Source organism: Lysobacter stagni (assembly GCF_030053425.1).
Classification (GTDB): domain Bacteria; phylum Pseudomonadota; class Gammaproteobacteria; order Xanthomonadales; family Xanthomonadaceae; genus Lysobacter_J; species Lysobacter_J stagni.
The window spans coordinates 2,789,500-2,805,109 of the sequence record NZ_JASGBI010000001.1 but is presented as its reverse complement, the minus strand read 5'-3'; the positions used below and the strand labels follow the sequence as shown (position 1 = coordinate 2,805,109).

The window sequence follows — 15,610 nt, the reverse complement described above, 5'->3', positions numbered from 1 at the left end:
GGAGTGCGACGGCGCCCGCGAGGGGCGCCACGGTCAGTAGTTGGCGCTGAACCCGATCAGGTTGAACACGAAGCCCACCCACAGGATGACCAGGCACGAAGCCGCGAGTACCACGCTCCACAGCTTGGCCTTCCAGCTGCGACGCGAGGTCAGCACGGCCCACGCGTTGCCCAGCGACACCAGCGCACCCAGCGGCAGCACGATCGCGGCCAGCAGGCGGATCGCATGCACCAGGTTGTCGCTGCGCGGCCCGAGCATCTCCAGGCTTTCCATCATCCACAGCACCAGGCCGATGCCGAACACCGTGGTGACGAAAACGACCAGCGACGTCCAGCGGATGCGCCGATGCCACTGCGCATCACGACCGCTGTACGGATACGACACACCGTAGTGGCGGCGCACCATCGCCGAGACCGGCCATGCCAGCACCGTCAGCAGCAGCGCGAGCAGCGCCACGCCGAGCAGCGGAAGCAGCAGCCCGCCCGAGCGCCACGCTGGGGTGCGATCGAACACCATGAAGGGCGAGATCGGCTCGGCGCTGAAGCGCACGACCTTGCCGTCCACCACCTTCGCCGCGATGCGATCGCCGCCCATGACATCGCGCCACACGTACGGTGCGATCTCGCGCCACTTCTTCGGCTGGCCGTTGGCGCCGGTCAGGGCCGGCACGGTGATGGTGCCGTCCTCGTTGGCCTGCACGGTGACCTGGCCCATCAGGTAGGCCAGCGCGACGAAGCCCGTTTCGGAGCGGCGGCTGTTGTCGTAACGACCGGCGATCTGCGCGGCGTGTTCCTTCGCGGTGGTCTCGTCGACCTTGCCTTCCGCGACGGGACCCGGGAAGTAGCGGTCGGCGAACTCTTCGAACAGCGCGGTGCGGATGACGCCTGGAGCGCCTTCCTTGCCCGAGCTGTTGACCGACACGAACAGGCCCACGTTGTCGTCCGGGAACAGGTGCAGCGCGCTGTGGAACCACTGCGTGTCGCCGGCGTGCGCGATGGAGCGGTGGCCGTTGATGTTGGAGTCGTAGAAGCCCAGCTCCATCCGGTTCAGCGGCGGCAGGATGTCCAGCGCGGTGGTGTGCATCTTGTCCGCGGTGGCGGCCTGCAGGATGCGGTTCCCCTGGAACTCACCCTTCTGCAGGTGCGCGATCATGAAGCGCCCCATGTCCGCACCGCTGGCGGCGAGGCTGCCGGCCGGCGCGGAATTGACGATTTCATACCCCTGCGGCTTGTCGTCGGAACCGAGCTTGTAGCCCTGCGACATCAGCGGCTGCAGCGCGGCCGGCAGCGGCTGGCGGAAGCTGGCGTGCTTCATGCCCAGCGGCTGGAACAGGTGCTGTTCGATGTAGTCGTCGAAGCCCTGCCCCGACACCCGCTGGACGATGTAACCGGCCAGGCTGGTGGCGTAGTTCGAATACGCGGGCGTGACGCCCGGGTCGTAGATGCGGGTGGGCACCCAGTGCTTGAGGTAGGCGTCGAGCGCCAGCGCCTCCTTCGGATCGGAGGTGATCAGCGCACGTGCGGTCTCTTCCAGGCCGGTGGTGTGCGTCATCGCCTGGCGCAGCGTGATGGGCTTGCCGTCGCGCGCGGGGATCTTGAAGTCGAGGTAATCGTTGACGTCGCGGTCCAGGTCGAGCTTGCCCTGCTCCACCAGCTGCATCACCGCGGTCCAGGTGAACAGCTTGGACACCGAGCCCGGGCGGAACAGCGTGGTTTCCGGGTCCACCGGTTTGCGCTTGGCGACGTCGGAGTAACCGTAGCCCTTCTGCACCAGGACCTGGCCGTCCTTCACGACCACCACCACCGCGCCGGCGATGTCGCCGCGCGCCATGGCGTACGGCATGAAGCCGTCGAGCCAGGCTTCGGCATCGGCCTGCGTCAGGCGCGCCGTCCCCGACGCCGGCAGGTCGGCGGTCGACGCCGCGGAAGCAGGCACGACCGGCGGCACCGCCACCTGCGGTTTGAGTTCCTGGCCCGGGGCGGCGTACGCGGGCGCCCCCAGCGTCGCAAAGCCCATCAACCCCGCCAACACAGCATTCCGGTGAAGTGCCACGTGTCCCCCAGGACTGGTCCATGTTTTCGTTATGGCAATTAATGATCCTGATTGGAGAATTGTCAACCGGGCTGGCAAGGCTGCCGGCAAACCCGGATCATGACCCCCATACCGGCAGGAGCCCCCGCGCATGACCCCGCAACACCCCACCATCGGAAGCCTGCTGCGCGCCCTGCGCGCGCGCAACGACTGGACCCTCAAGGAGATGAGCGAGCGGTGCGGGATCCCGTTGTCCACCCTGTCCAAGGTGGAGCACGACCGCCTCAGCCTGACCTACGACAAGCTGCTGCAGCTCAGCCAGCGCCTGAACATCCGCATGTCGGAACTGTTCGCCGAGGACGCGGGCGCCACCGAGCCAGCCGTCACCGCACGCCGCAGCATCGGCCGGGTGGACGACGCCATCCGCGTCACCACGCCCAATTACGATTACTTCTATCTGTGCCCGGAACTGCGCCGCAAGCGCATGATCCCGGTGGTGACGCGCGTGCGCGCCAAGAGCATCGCGGAGTTCGGCGAACTGGTCCGCCATTCGGGCGAGGAGTACATCTACGTGCTCGAAGGCCGCGCCGAGGTCCACACCGAGTTCTACGACCCCATCGTGCTGGAAGCCGGCGAGTCCGTTTACATCGACTCCAACATGGGCCACGCATACGTGGCCGCCGAAGGCTGCGAGGAAGTGGTGCTGCTGGGCGTGTGCTCAAGCGCCGACGAGCAGCTGATGCAGTCGCTGATGACGCTGCACGGCGAGGAAGGTGCCGCCAGCCGGGAGCCGCAGCGTCTTTCGAACAAGCCGCCCGCGGCGAAGGGACGCAAGCGCAAGGCGGCCTGATCGCCGTTCCACCCTCCGACGAAGGTGGAAGGCTTCAGGTCCTGCGATAGAGCACGGTCGGATTGGCCTGGAACGGCGGCTGGATCACGGCCGCGCGCCACGCCGAGGTCGACGGAAACACCGCGATCATCGCCGCTTCCAGCGCCTCGAAACCGGGCGACGTCTCACTGACCACCACGGTCCGTCCGGCTGCCTCGATGTGGAACAGAACCTCATCGGCGGTGATCCGGTCGGTCTTGAAGGCGCGGATCTCGCTGACCGACTGCCACGACACGAAGGCGTCGCCGACGCTGAACCCGTGCGCGCCCACGCTCACGACCGGCGCTTCCGGCTGCGCGCGCCTGGCAAGCCGGTCCATGAGGCTGTGCAGGGTTCCCATGGCGCGCACCCTACCCGTGGGCGTGCCTGTCCGCCAGTGCGAAACCGCAGTGAGCATCCGGTTCATTCGATCCACGTTGTAGTCGAATCGCGCGCCGAACACGCGCGCGATTCGATGCTCAAACGCCACTGAGATATGGCGTGCCACGTCGGGGGGCCTTCACGGACGCCGCGGCATTGGCACGATATAAAGGCGCGACGCCCACCACCAATGGCGGGCCGCGCGAGGATCCAGTGCTGAACGACGCGGTGCGGTTCACCATCCTGTGGTTGCTCCCCTCCGGATCGGAGGGTCCTGTTCCGTGAGCGCGACCGGATTGCCCGAGACCGCCGCGCCCATCGAGCCCACCGGAACCGGCGGTCAGGAAGCGCGCCTGCGCTATGCGATGGACGCCGGCCGGGTCGGCGCGTGGGACCTGGATGTGGCGGGCACGCAATTGCAGTGTTCGGCCACGTGCAAGGCGCACTTCGGCCTGCCACCGGACTCCGGCTTCGGGTTCGCCGAGTGGAAGGCGGCGGTGTTCCGCGCCGACTGGCCGATCATCAAGCAGACCGCACAACGCGCCATCGACGATGCGGGCGAATTCGCCGTCGAGTACCGCGTCCGCTGGCCCGATCGCACCTGGCACTGGATCGAGACCCGTGGACGCATCGACGGCAATGGCGCCCATCTGTCCGGCGTCACACTGGACATTACCGACCGCAAGCGCGCCGAGCACCTGGCCCGCGAACAGACGCGCCTGCTGGAGATGATCGCCACGGGCCTGTCGCACGACCCGTGCATGCAAGCCCTGTGCGAGGCGGTGACGCACCTGGAACCGGATGCGCGCTCGTGCGTGGTGCTCGCCGACGGCGACGGCCGCCGGATCGCGGCGGTCCACGTCGCGGGTCTGCCGATGTCCTTTGGCGAGACGTTGGCGGGTTTGTCGGTGGAGCACATCGCACCCTGCGCCGACGTTGCCACGGACACCCTGCCCTCGCCCGTCCTGCGCGAACTGTGCACGCGCAACGAGATCCGATCGCTACACTGCGCTCCCGTGGTGGACCCGAACGGACATACCGCCGGATGGTTCGTCCTGGCGCTGTCCGAGGCGCGCGAGTCCGATGCATGGGTGCAGCGCATCTGCGACTTCGGCGCCAACGTCGCCCGCATCATCCTGGAGCGCGAACGCACGGTTTCGCGGGTTCTCCACAACGAAGCGCAACTGGCCGAGGACCTGGCCGATGCGCGTCTGCTGCAGGAGATCAGCGCCGAAATCGTGCGCGAGCCCGACGAGTACGCGCTGTCGTGCAAGATCCTCGATACCGCGATCATCCTCATGCATTCGCAGTTCGGAAGCTTCCAGCTGCTGGAACGACGCGAGGACGGCCCACTGCTACACCTACACGTGAACCGCGGCTTCAGCGACGAAGCCGCCACGCACTGGCGGCAGGTGCGCATGGATACCGGTTGCGTGTGCGGCGACGCGCTGCGGGAAGGCCGGCGGATCATCGTTCCCGACATTTCCACCTTCATCGAGGATCCGGTCGAACGAGAGGTGTATGCGCGCGCGGGCATCCGTGCCGTGCAGACCACGCCGCTGCGCACGCGCGACGGGCGCCTGGTGGGGATGCTGTCGACGCACTGGTCGCGCGCGCACCACCCTTCGCAGCGTGAACTCGATCTGCTGGACGTGCTCGCGCGGCTCGCGGCCGACCTGGTCGAACGACGCCAGTCGGAAGCCGCCCTGCGCGACAGCGAGGCCGCAGCGGAGCGCCAGCATCGGCTGTACGAAGCGATCCTGACCAACACGCCGGATCTGGCGTACGTTTTCGACCGTGAGCACCGCTTCATCTATGCCAACGACGTGCTGCTGCGCATGTGGGGCAAGAGCTGGGCCGAGGCGATCGGCAAGACCTGCCTGGAACTGGGGTACGAACCCTGGCATGCGCAGATGCACGACCGCGAGATCGAGGAGGTCATCGCCACCCGCATGCCGGTGCGTGGCGAGGTGCCGTTCAATGGCACGTTCGGCCGGCGCATGTATGACTACATCTTCGTGCCGGTGCTCAATGCGCACGGCGAGGTCGAGGCCATCGCCGGCACCACGCGCGACGTCACCGACCGTCGCAATGCGGAGGAAACCCTGCGCAATCACAGCGCGCAGGTCGATGCCCTGCTCGAGGCCGCGCCGCTGGGCATCTACCTGCTCGACTCCGCGTTCCGCATCCGCCACGTCAATCCGATCGCGCGTCCGGCGCTGGGCGATGCGGTGGGGCGCGATTTCGCGGAGGTGATCAGCGGCCTCTCGGGCCAGGAACGCGCGCGCGAGCTGCTGGCCATCTTCCACCGCACCCTGCACACCGGCGAGCCTTTCATCGCGCTGGAATACCCCGATTTCCAGTCAGACCGCGGCGTGACCGAGTATTACGACTGGCGCGCACACCGCATCGTGTTGCCGGACGGCGGATTCGGCGTGGTGTGCTATTTCCAGGAGGTTACCGCGCAGGTACAGGCGCGCCGTGCGATCGAGGCCAGCCGCGACGCGCTGCGCGAAGAGGACGCGCGCAAGGACGAGTTCCTCACCACCCTCGCCCACGAGCTGCGCAATCCGTTGGGGCCGTTGAGCAACTGCCTGCAGATCATGCGCCTGCGCGACATCGACGATGAGGAGGGCCGGCGCCTTCGCAGCATGATGGAACGACAACTGGCCCAGCTGATCCATCTGGTCGACGATCTGCTGGAGGTCTCGCGCATCACCGGCGGCAAGATCGAGCTTCGCCGCGCGCCGGTCGATCTTCGCTCGGTCATCGCGACGGCGCTGGAAACCGCGCATCCGCTCATCCAGGCCGGCGGGCACCAGGTCCGCGTGTCCATCGAGTCCGAACCGCTGCTGCTCGACGTGGACGCGGTGCGACTGGCGCAGGTCTTCACCAATCTGCTCAACAACGCGGCCAAGTACACGCCGCCGGGTGGGCGCATCCAGGTCGAGGCCGTTTCCGAGGACGGGCAGGTACGTATCTGCGTGCGCGACAACGGCATCGGCCTGCCTTCGGAGATGCGCGAGCGCGTGTTCGATCGTTTCACCCAGAGCGAACACAGCCGCCGTCATTCCCAGGGCGGACTAGGCATCGGACTCACCATCGTGCGCAGCCTGGTGGCGATGCACGGCGGCAGCGTGGCGGCGCTCAGTGAAGGCATCGGCCGTGGCAGCGAGTTCGTCGTGTACCTGCCGCGCATCGCCAGCGGTGCGGTCGCAGGACCGACTCCGCAGGCCGTACCCCTTGCTCACGGGCGTTCGTCGATCCTGGTCGTCGACGACAACCACGAGAACGCCGATTCGCTGGCCGAGTTCCTTCGTTGCCTCGGCCACGACGTGCGCACCTGCTACGACGGCGCCGCGGCCGTGGCCGCCGTGTCGGAGCGGGTGCCGGACGTGGTGTTGATCGACCTGGGCATGCCGGGCATGGATGGGTTCGAGACCTGCCGCTGCATCCGCGCCATGAACGGCGGAAGCGGCATCCGCATCATCGCCGTCACCGGTTGGGGCCAGGAGGCGGATGTGCAGCGGACCGCGCGCTCCGGCTTCGATGCGCACATGGTCAAGCCGGTGGACCCGCACGCACTCATCGACCAGCTGGAAGCGTTCCGTTCCCGATCACCCGGCGCACCGGTCTGATCGTCGCGGTTTCCGCTCAGCGCGGACTGGCGATGCGGAGAAGATCGGCGACGCTGTCGAAGAACTCCTCGGGCCGCGCTTCGCGCAGGGCATCCGGATGCGCGTAACCCCATGCCACGCCGCCGAAGGCCACGCCGGCGCGACGGGCGCCTTCGGCATCGCTGAGCTGGTCGCCGATGTAGATGGCCGACGAGGCGTCGGCACGCGATCGTTTCAACAGCTGCGCGATGCGGCGCTGCTTGCCCAGCATGTGAGCGCCGCCATCGATGGCTTCCACCAGCGACGTCAGCTCCGCGCCCATCGACCGGCGCACGTTGTCCTCGGCATTGGAGGTAAGCACCATCAGCCGCACGCCCTTGGCGCGCAGCTCGCGCAATGCATCGCCGATGCCAGCGAACAACGGAACGGGCGGTCCGGCGCGCATCAGCCGGATGAAGTCGGTGGCGACGATGGGCAGCTTCCAGTGCGGAATGGCTGCCTGGCGCAGGATCTCACGCGTCCCCAGGCGTCGCATGGCCTGGATGCGCGTTTCCTCGATAGGCGCGAACCCGTGACGTTGCGCCAGCGTCGCCTGCGCCCGCAGGAAGAAGGGAAACGAATCGGCGAGCGTGCCGTCGAAATCGAAGATGGCCAGCGGATAGCGCATGCCACGCATGATGCCGCACGCCGGCGGCGAGATCGTGTGATGGTCGGTGTGACCTAGAACGTGAGGCCGTGTTCGCGTGCGTAGGAATACAGTTCCAGATCGCTGGTCACGCCCAGCTTGCGCATGGCCTCGACCTTCTGGCTGCTCACGGTCTTCACGCTGCGATTGAGCTGCCGCGCGATCTCCGAGACGGTGTGCCCGGAGGCGAACAGGCGCATGACCTCGGCCTCGCGCTTGGACAGCGCTGCCGTGGCATCGGAGGCATCGGCACCGGAAAGGTCCAGCTGGCGTTTGACCGACGCGCTGACGTAATTGCGGTTCGCGACGGCTGCATTGATCGCCACATGCAGCTCCTTGACCGCATCGGCCTTGCTCACCACCCCGCGCACGTTGGACAAGCGCGAGATGTTGCCCAGCGTTCCGGGATTGCCCAGCTGTGTGAGCACCACGACGGGCAGCTCGGGCCAGCGACGCCCCAGCAGCTGCAGCAGGTTGAGGCCGTCGGCCTGCTCGCCGGGCATGTTGAAATCGGTCACCAGCAGGTCGCACGGCGTGGCCGCCAGCACGGTCATCAGTTCGTCCGGCGACGCGACTTCGGCGACCACGCGCAGCCCCGACGCCTGTTCCAGCAGCATGCGTACGCCGCGAGAAACGATGGGGTGGTCATCTGCGAGAACGATGCGAAAAGCCACGCGCGGTTCCTTGATGCTGGGATGAAACGATCCTGTTCCAATGCTTCGCTCATGCCCGAAGGCACGCGTTGATTATATCGCTACCCGTTCAGGGTAGTTTCCGCCCCCCTCGCACGGCCATGTCCCGTTAATCCGGCCGTGGCGATGCGGACCGGTTAGACTGTGTCGCATGTCGCTCCGCGCGCTCGTGCTCCGTTTGCTGCTGTGCCTGACCCTGGTCCTCAATGGATCGGGCTATGCCATCGCAGCGACGCAGATGGCGCTGGCGCATGGAATGTCGTCGTCGATGCACCACGCGGCCCAGCCTTGTCACGGCTCCGGCCAGATCCCGGCGACCGGGGAATCCGTCGATGTCGCGGGCTGCACTGCGCACAGCGCCACGCCCGCCGCACCGGCAGACTGCTGTGAGTCCCCAAGTTGCAGTTGCGATTGCCTGCAGCACGCCAGCGCGGCGACGTCGATGGCAGTCGTGGTGGCGGGGGTGCCAATGCACGCAGGCATCGCGCGCGAAATGCATGCCGCCCATGTGCCGCCATTGCTGCCAAACCTGTTCCGACCTCCGATCGCCTGAGGTACCCCGCGGGCACCGCACGGTGCCGTCGATCCGACGCATGGCATGCCGCGAGACGCGGTGAAGCCATGCATTTCGACCGTTTCGCACGGAGTACTTCATGACATTCGATCCGTTCCGTCCCGGCGCGCCTTCGCCCTCGCGCCGTCGTTTCGTCACCGGACTGGCGGCCGGTGGCGTCGCCGCCGGCGCCGGTGCATGGCGCACGGCCACAGCGGCCGCCAACCCCTCGAGCGCATCGCCGCCGACGCTCTCGGGCACACGCTTCGAGCTCGCCATCGATGCCGCGCCGGTGAACCTCACCGGTCGCGTACGCCCGGCCGTCACCGTCAACCAGTCGCTCCCCGCGCCGATCCTGCGCTGGCGCGAAGGCGATACCGTGACCGTGCATGTGGCCAACCGCCTGCCCGTCCAGAGTTCGATCCACTGGCACGGCATCCTGCTGCCCGCGAACATGGACGGTGTCCCCGGCCTGAGTTTCGACGGCATCGGCCCCGGCGAGACCTTCACCTACCGATTCGACATCCGCCAGTCGGGCACCTACTGGTACCACAGCCATTCGCTGTTCCAGGAGCAGGCGGGGCTGTACGGTGCCATCGTGATCGACCCGCGCGAGCCGGCGCCCTTCCATCATGACCGCGAGCACGTCGTCCTGCTGTCGGACTGGACCGACATGGCGCCGGCGGCGCTGTTCCGGCGCCTGAAGAAGATGGCCGAGCACGACAACTTCTACAAACGTACCGTCGGCGACTTCATGCGCGACGCGCGCGAGGACGGACTGCCGGCGACGTTGAAAGACCGCGGCCAATGGGGCCGGATGCGGATGACGCCCACCGATCTGTCCGACGTCAACTCGCATACCTACACCTACCTGCTCAATGGCGCGGCACCGGCCGGCAACTGGACGGGCCTGTTCCGCAGCGGGGAGAAAGTCCTGCTGCGTTTCATCAACGGCTCGGCGATGACGTACTTCGACGTGCGCATTCCGGGGCTGAAGATGACGGTGGTCGCCGCCGACGGCCAGTACATCCACCCGGTCACCGTGGACGAATTCCGCATCGCGGTCGCGGAGACCTTCGACGTGATCGTCGAACCGTCCGGCCAGGACGCGTACGCGATCTTCGCCCAGGACATGGGACGCACCGGTTACGCGCGCGGCACGCTGGCCGTCCGGCATGGCCTGGAAGCGCCGCTGCCCACGCTCGACCCGCGCCCCATCCTCACCATGGACGACATGGGCCACGGCGGCATGGACCACGGCGCGCACGGCGGCAAGGGCATGGAAGGCAGCTGCGGCGCGAGCATGGGCCACGACATGGCATCGATGGGTCATGGCGGCGGCATGCAGTCGCACCCCGCCAGCGAGCAGGGCAATCCACTCGTCGACATGCAGACGATGTCGCCTGCGCCGAAGCTGGACGATCCGGGCATCGGCCTTCGCGACAATGGCCGCACGGTGCTCACCTACGCTGCGATGAAGAGCCTGTTCGACGACCCGGACGGCCGCGAGCCCACGCGCGAGATCGAACTGCACCTGACCGGACACATGGAGAAGTTCGCCTGGTCCTTCAACGGGCAGAAATTCATGGACGCCGAGCCGGTGCGACTGAACTACGGCGAGCGCATGCGCATCGTGCTGGTCAACGACACGATGATGACGCACCCGATCCACCTCCACGGCATGTGGAGCGATGTGGAAGACGAACGCGGCCAATTCCATCTGCGCAAGCACACCGTCGACATGCCGCCGGGCACGAAACGCGCCTACCGTGTGCGCGCCGATGCACTGGGCCGCTGGGCCTACCACTGCCACCTGCTCTATCACATGGAAGCCGGGATGATGCGCGAAGTGCGCGTGGAGGAACGCGCATGAACCATCGGACTCTTCCGCACAACGCACTGGCGATTGCGCTGGCCATCGTCGCCGCGCCTGCGTGGGCGCAGCACGATCACCATGCCCATCCATCGCAGGCTACGCCACCGTCGCCACCCGTCGATGCGCATGCCCAGCACGGTCAGCCTCGGCCGTCCGAGGCGCCAGCAACGGACGAAACGCCGCCGATCGACCATTCGAAGATGGACCATTCGAAGATGGACCACGGCGCGATGGACCATGCGTCCATGGGGCACGGCAACAGCACGCCCAGCGCACCACGCGAGCCGATTCCGCCGCTCACCGATGCGGACCGCGCCGCGGCGTTTCCCGAGCTTGCGCACGCGATGCAACACGGCGGCGATTCGAACCGATACGTGCTGTTCGATCGCCTGGAGGCCGTCGACCTTGACCATGGTCGCGGTGAAGCCTGGGAAGCGCAGGCGTGGTTCGGTTCGGACCTCAACCGCCTGTGGTTGCGCAGTGAAGGCGAACGCGCGCGCGGCACCACCGAATCGGCCGATCTTGAAGCGCTCTACGGGCGCAGCGTGTCGGCGTGGTGGGATGTCATGGCCGGCGTGAAACACGACTTCAAGCCCGGCGACTCCCAGACCTGGGCCGCGTTCGGCATACAGGGGCTGGCGCCGTACAAGTTCGAACTCGCAGCGACCGCCTACGTGGGCGAATCGGGGCGCACAGCGGCCACCGTCGAAGCCGAATACGAACTGCTGCTGACCTCGCGTCTGATCCTTCAGCCCCGCCTGGAACTCACGCTGTATGGCAAGGAGGATCCTGCGCGCGACGTGGGCTCCGGTCTGTCCGCCGGCGAAGCAGGCCTGCGATTGCGCTACGAGTTCACGCGCCAGTTCGCGCCGTACGTGGGAGTGGTGCACGAGCGCGCTTTCGGCAGTACGGCGGACCTGCGACGCGATCACGGCGAGGACGCCGGCGACACGCGTTTCGTCGCCGGCCTGCGCGTGTGGTTCTGAGGAGGATGCAATGAGACATGCCATCCTTTTCGTGCCGCTGGTGCTGGCGTTCGCCACCGCGGCCTGTTCGTCGCCATCCAGCGCCGACATGAGGAATTCCACTCCCCGCATGGAGGCAGTCGCTGCCATGCCCTTCCCCTCCATGCGTGTCACGAAGAGCCCGACTTGCGGCTGCTGTGGCGCGTGGGTCGAGCACGCTCGCAATGCAGGCTTTGAGGTCGAAGTGCACGACGTCGAGAACCCCTACCCGATCAAGGAACGCCTGGGCGTGCCGGTCGGCAAGGGCTCGTGCCATACCGCGGAAATCGGCGGTTACTTCCTCGAGGGACATGTGCCCCTGGAGGACGTGAAACGCCTGCTGGCTGAGAAGCCTGCGGCGAAGGGCCTGGTCGTCGCGGGCATGCCGGCCGGTTCGCCGGGCATGGAGTCGCCCGACGGACGGACACAGCCTTTCACGGTCGAACTTGTGGCCCTGGACGGCACCACGACGGTGTTCGCGCGCCACGGCACGCCCTGACGCGCGGACGGCGCAGGCCCTCCCGGCGGCGCCGTGCGGCGAGGCGTTGGAACGCAGGGTTGACCTTCCCATCATGGGAAGGTCCACCTTGTCGCCATCGAAACCCCGACCAGGACGTTGCCATGGCCTCCGTGCTTTCCCCCACTTCGACCGAACCCGCCCCGCTGCGCCTCGGCATCGGCGGCATGAGCTGCGCCTCCTGCGTCGGACGCGTGGAACGCGGCCTGCGCGCCGTGCCCGGCGTCACCGCGGTCAGCGTGAACCTGGCCACCGAGACCGCGGAAGTCCGCACCGACGGCACCGTCGCCCTGCCCACCCTGGCGCAGGCCGTGGCCCAAAGCGGCTATTCCGTAGCCGAACGCAGCGTGGGCCTGGTCATCGGCGGCATGACCTGTGCGTCGTGCGCAGGCCGGGTCGAGAAAGCCCTGCGTGCGGTTCCCGGCGTGTTGGAAGCCAGCGTCAACCTGGCCACCGAGCGGGCCCAGGTCCGTGCGCTGGCCGGCGTCGCCGACGATGACCTGATCCGCGCCGTCATCGCTGCGGGCTATCGGGCGACCTTGCCCGCCGAAGCCGCGGATTCCGGCGCCACGACGGAGCCATCCCGCCTCGCGTCGGACCAACGCGAAACCGTGCGGCTGCTGCTGGCGATCGTGCTGTCGCTGCCGCTGGTGCTGCCGATGCTGGCACTGCCGTTCGACCGTCACTGGATGCTTCCGGCCTGGTTGCAGTTCGCGCTGGCCACGCCGGTGCAGTTCTGGCTGGGCGCGCGCTTCTACCGCGCCGGCTGGAGCGCGCTGAAGGCCCGCACCGGCAACATGGACCTGCTGGTCGCACTGGGCACCAGCGCGGGCTACGGCCTGAGCGTCTACCACCTGCTGGCCACCCCGACGCACCACGGCGCCGCGCCGCTCTATTTCGAAGCCTCCGCTGTGGTCATCACCCTGGTGCTGCTGGGGAAATGGCTGGAAACCCGCGCCAAGCGGCAGACCACCGCGGCCATCCGCGCCCTGCAGGCGCTGCGCCCCGCCACGGCGCGCGTACGCCGCGATGGCGATGAGATCGACCTGCCGATCGCGCAGGTTCGCGTGGGCGACATCGTGGTGGTGCGCCCCGGCGAACGCTTTCCGGTCGATGGGCGCATCGTCGAAGGACGCACGCACGCGGACGAGTCGATGATCACCGGCGAATCCCTGCCCGTTGCGAAGAACGACGGCGACCGCGTCACCGGCGGCGCCGTCAACGGCGAGGGACGCATCCTGGTCGAAACCGTGGCCATCGGCGCGGAGTCCGCACTGGCGCGCATCATCCGGCTGGTCGAGGACGCGCAGGCGAAGAAGGCGCCGATCCAGCGCGTCGTCGATCGCGTGAGCGCGGTATTCGTGCCCGTGGTCGTCGGCGTCGCCGTGCTGACCCTGTTGGCCTGGGGAGCGATCAGCGGCGACTGGAACCAGGCCATCCTCAACGCCGTGGCCGTGCTGGTGATCGCGTGCCCGTGCGCGCTGGGCCTGGCGACGCCCACCGCGATCATGGCCGGCACCGGTGTGGCCGCGCGCGCCGGCATCCTCATCAAGGATGCGCAGGCGCTGGAAATCACGCACAAGGTCGCGACCGTCGTTTTCGACAAGACCGGCACGCTCACGGAAGGACGCCCGGTGCTCGCCGAAAGCGTGTCGGTCGACGGCGACATCGACACACTGCTCGCGCAGGCGGCGGCCGTCCAACGCGGCAGCGAACATCCGCTGGCGAAAGCCGTAGTGCAGGCCGCAGCGACGTTGCCGCCGATGCCGGATGCGATCGACGTGCATTCCGTTCCGGGCCGGGGTCTGCGCGGGGTGGTCGATGGGCATCGCCTCGTCCTCGGCAACGAGCGCCTGATGCGCGAATCCGGCATCGACCCCACTCCGCTGGCGACACGTGCCCAGGCGCTTGCCGCGAGCGGCCACACGGTGTCGTGGGTGGGCGAGGAAACCGGTCACGCGGCGCCTCGCCTGCTGGGCCTGCTGGCCTTCCGCGATCGCCCGCGCGACGGCGCGCGCGAGGCGATGGCGCGCCTGCATCGCCTGGGCGTTCGCACGGTGATGATGTCGGGCGACAACGAAGGCGCCGCGCGGGCGGTTGCCGAACAGGTGGGCATCGGTGAGGTGCGCGCCAACGTGCTGCCGCAGGACAAGGCCGATGCGATTGCGCAATTGCGCGGAGACGGCGCCGTGGCGATGGTCGGCGACGGCATCAACGATGCGCCTGCCTTGGCCGCGGCCGATGTCGGCATCGCGATGGGCACGGGTACCGACGTGGCGATGCATGCCGCCGGTATCACGCTGATGCGTCCGGAACCGGGGCTGGTCGCCGACGCCATCGATATCTCGCGTCGCACCACGCGCAAGATCCACCAGAACCTGTTCTGGGCGTTCGTCTACAACATCGTGGGCATTCCGCTGGCAGCCCTGGGCCTGCTGGATCCCGTGATCGCCGGCGCGGCCATGGCGTTCTCGTCGGTGAGCGTGGTGTCCAATACCCTGCTCCTGCGCCGCTGGCAGCCCTCGCCCGCCGTTGCAACCCGGAGGTAGCCCCATGGCACGCACTGCACGCCCCGAACTCGCCGATGCCCGCCAGGAAGGCCTGCACAACATCGGCGATGCCGCCCGCCTCAGCGGCGTCAACGCCAAGATGATCCGGCATTACGAGAGCATCGGCCTGATTCCCGCGGCCGGGCGCACGTTTGCCGGCTACCGTCTCTATCGCGACACCGACGTGCATCGGCTGGGTTTCATCCGGCGTGCGCGTTCGCTCGGATTCTCGATCAAGCAGATCGAAGCCCTGCTGGGCCTGTGGGACGACCGTTCGCGTGCGAGCGCGGAAGTGAAGAGGGTCGCGCAACAGCACGTGGACGAGCTGGCGCGGAAGATCGAGGAAATGCAGGCCATGCAGCGCACGCTGCAGGACCTCGCGCGGCGCTGCCACGGTGACGAGCGCCCTGAATGCCCGATCCTCGATGACCTGGCGATGGGGTCGGCGGAAACGCACACGCCGCAGTGACGCACGAACACCGCGGCTCCCGCCCGGTGTGCGATGCATGCGATTCATGCGCGCAACAAACCCGCCAATTCGCATCGCGCGAAATGACCGTCACGCGCCTTCACATCGCCCGACGCATCGAACGCCCAAAACGAAACAGGGCCCCGTTTCCGGAGCCCTGCGTCGTTCTGTTTGGCGTCCCCACGGGGATTCGAACCCCGGTCGCTACCGTGAAAGGGTAATGTCCTAGGCCTCTAGACGATGGGGACAAAACTGGTTTGAAACAACTTGCAGCGAACATCTCCGGAGAGATGGTGGAGCCAGCCGGGATCGAACCGGCGACCTCCTGCATGCCATGCAGGCGCTCTCCCAGCTGAGCTATGGCCCCA

Annotated in this window: 12 protein-coding genes and 2 tRNA genes; 8 read left to right on the top strand and 6 right to left on the bottom strand. The window is 67.6% G+C overall.

What is annotated here, in order from left to right; genetic code table 11:
* Nucleotides 1–33: 33 nt before the first annotated feature.
* Nucleotides 34–2,016, bottom strand: a complete 1,983-nt coding sequence (locus QLQ15_RS12965; protein WP_283213181.1) for a serine hydrolase domain-containing protein — start codon at nucleotides 2,014–2,016, stop codon at nucleotides 34–36.
* Between the two features lie 166 nt (nucleotides 2,017–2,182).
* Between QLQ15_RS12965 and QLQ15_RS12960 the strand changes: the two genes are divergently transcribed.
* Entirely contained in the window at nucleotides 2,183–2,881 is a 699-nt protein-coding gene (locus QLQ15_RS12960; protein WP_283213180.1) for a helix-turn-helix domain-containing protein, read from the top strand.
* Between the two features lie 34 nt (nucleotides 2,882–2,915).
* On the opposite strand, the gene QLQ15_RS12955 is transcribed toward QLQ15_RS12960, so the two are convergent.
* A complete protein-coding gene (locus QLQ15_RS12955) occupies nucleotides 2,916–3,260 on the bottom strand; it encodes a hypothetical protein (RefSeq protein WP_283213179.1) in 345 nt (114 codons plus the stop codon).
* 301 nt (nucleotides 3,261–3,561) lie between these two features.
* Between QLQ15_RS12955 and QLQ15_RS12950 the strand changes: the two genes are divergently transcribed.
* The gene (locus tag QLQ15_RS12950; protein ID WP_283213178.1) at nucleotides 3,562–6,918 is read left to right on the top strand and encodes an ATP-binding protein; all 3,357 of its coding nucleotides are present in this window, start codon (nucleotides 3,562–3,564) and stop codon (nucleotides 6,916–6,918) included.
* 16 nt (nucleotides 6,919–6,934) lie between these two features.
* Here QLQ15_RS12950 and QLQ15_RS12945 read toward each other — a convergent pair whose 3' ends face one another.
* A complete protein-coding gene (locus tag QLQ15_RS12945; protein ID WP_283213177.1) occupies nucleotides 6,935–7,573 on the bottom strand; it encodes an HAD hydrolase-like protein in 639 nt (212 codons plus the stop codon).
* A 44-nt stretch (nucleotides 7,574–7,617) separates the two neighbouring features.
* A complete protein-coding gene (locus tag QLQ15_RS12940) occupies nucleotides 7,618–8,256 on the bottom strand; it encodes a response regulator (RefSeq protein ID WP_283213176.1) in 639 nt (212 codons plus the stop codon).
* A gap of 169 nt (nucleotides 8,257–8,425) precedes the next feature.
* Here QLQ15_RS12940 and QLQ15_RS12935 point away from each other — a divergent pair, with 169 nt between their 5' ends.
* From QLQ15_RS12935 to cueR, 6 genes are all read left to right on the top strand, one after another.
* Complete coding sequence (locus QLQ15_RS12935) at nucleotides 8,426–8,827, top strand: CopL family metal-binding regulatory protein (RefSeq protein WP_283213175.1); 402 nt, start codon at nucleotides 8,426–8,428, stop codon at nucleotides 8,825–8,827.
* Nucleotides 8,828–8,927: 100 nt separating this feature from the next.
* The gene (locus QLQ15_RS12930; protein WP_283213174.1) at nucleotides 8,928–10,700 is read left to right on the top strand and encodes a copper resistance system multicopper oxidase; all 1,773 of its coding nucleotides are present in this window, start codon (nucleotides 8,928–8,930) and stop codon (nucleotides 10,698–10,700) included.
* Nucleotides 10,697–11,689 carry a copper resistance protein B gene (locus tag QLQ15_RS12925; RefSeq protein WP_283213173.1) on the top strand — a complete coding sequence of 331 codons (993 nt, stop codon included), beginning with the start codon at nucleotides 10,697–10,699 and terminating at the stop codon, nucleotides 11,687–11,689. The genes QLQ15_RS12930 and QLQ15_RS12925 overlap by 4 nt, the downstream gene beginning before the upstream one ends.
* A 10-nt stretch (nucleotides 11,690–11,699) precedes the next feature.
* Nucleotides 11,700–12,206, top strand: coding sequence for a DUF411 domain-containing protein (locus tag QLQ15_RS12920; protein WP_432277813.1), 507 nt, complete (start codon nucleotides 11,700–11,702; stop codon nucleotides 12,204–12,206).
* Between the two features lie 122 nt (nucleotides 12,207–12,328).
* Nucleotides 12,329–14,773: a heavy metal translocating P-type ATPase gene (locus QLQ15_RS12915; RefSeq protein WP_283213172.1), complete on the top strand. Its 2,445-nt coding sequence runs from the start codon at nucleotides 12,329–12,331 to the stop codon at nucleotides 14,771–14,773.
* A gap of 4 nt (nucleotides 14,774–14,777) precedes the next feature.
* On the top strand, nucleotides 14,778–15,242 hold the full coding sequence (cueR, locus tag QLQ15_RS12910) for a Cu(I)-responsive transcriptional regulator (RefSeq protein WP_283213171.1): 465 nt from the start codon (nucleotides 14,778–14,780) through the stop codon (nucleotides 15,240–15,242).
* A 172-nt stretch (nucleotides 15,243–15,414) separates the two neighbouring features.
* Here cueR and QLQ15_RS12905 read toward each other — a convergent pair.
* Together QLQ15_RS12905 and QLQ15_RS12900 are read right to left on the bottom strand one after the other, a co-directional pair.
* Nucleotides 15,415–15,490 (bottom strand) — tRNA-Glu (locus QLQ15_RS12905).
* Between the two features lie 43 nt (nucleotides 15,491–15,533).
* A tRNA-Ala gene (locus tag QLQ15_RS12900) sits at nucleotides 15,534–15,609 on the bottom strand.
* Nucleotide 15,610: the final 1 nt, after the last annotated feature.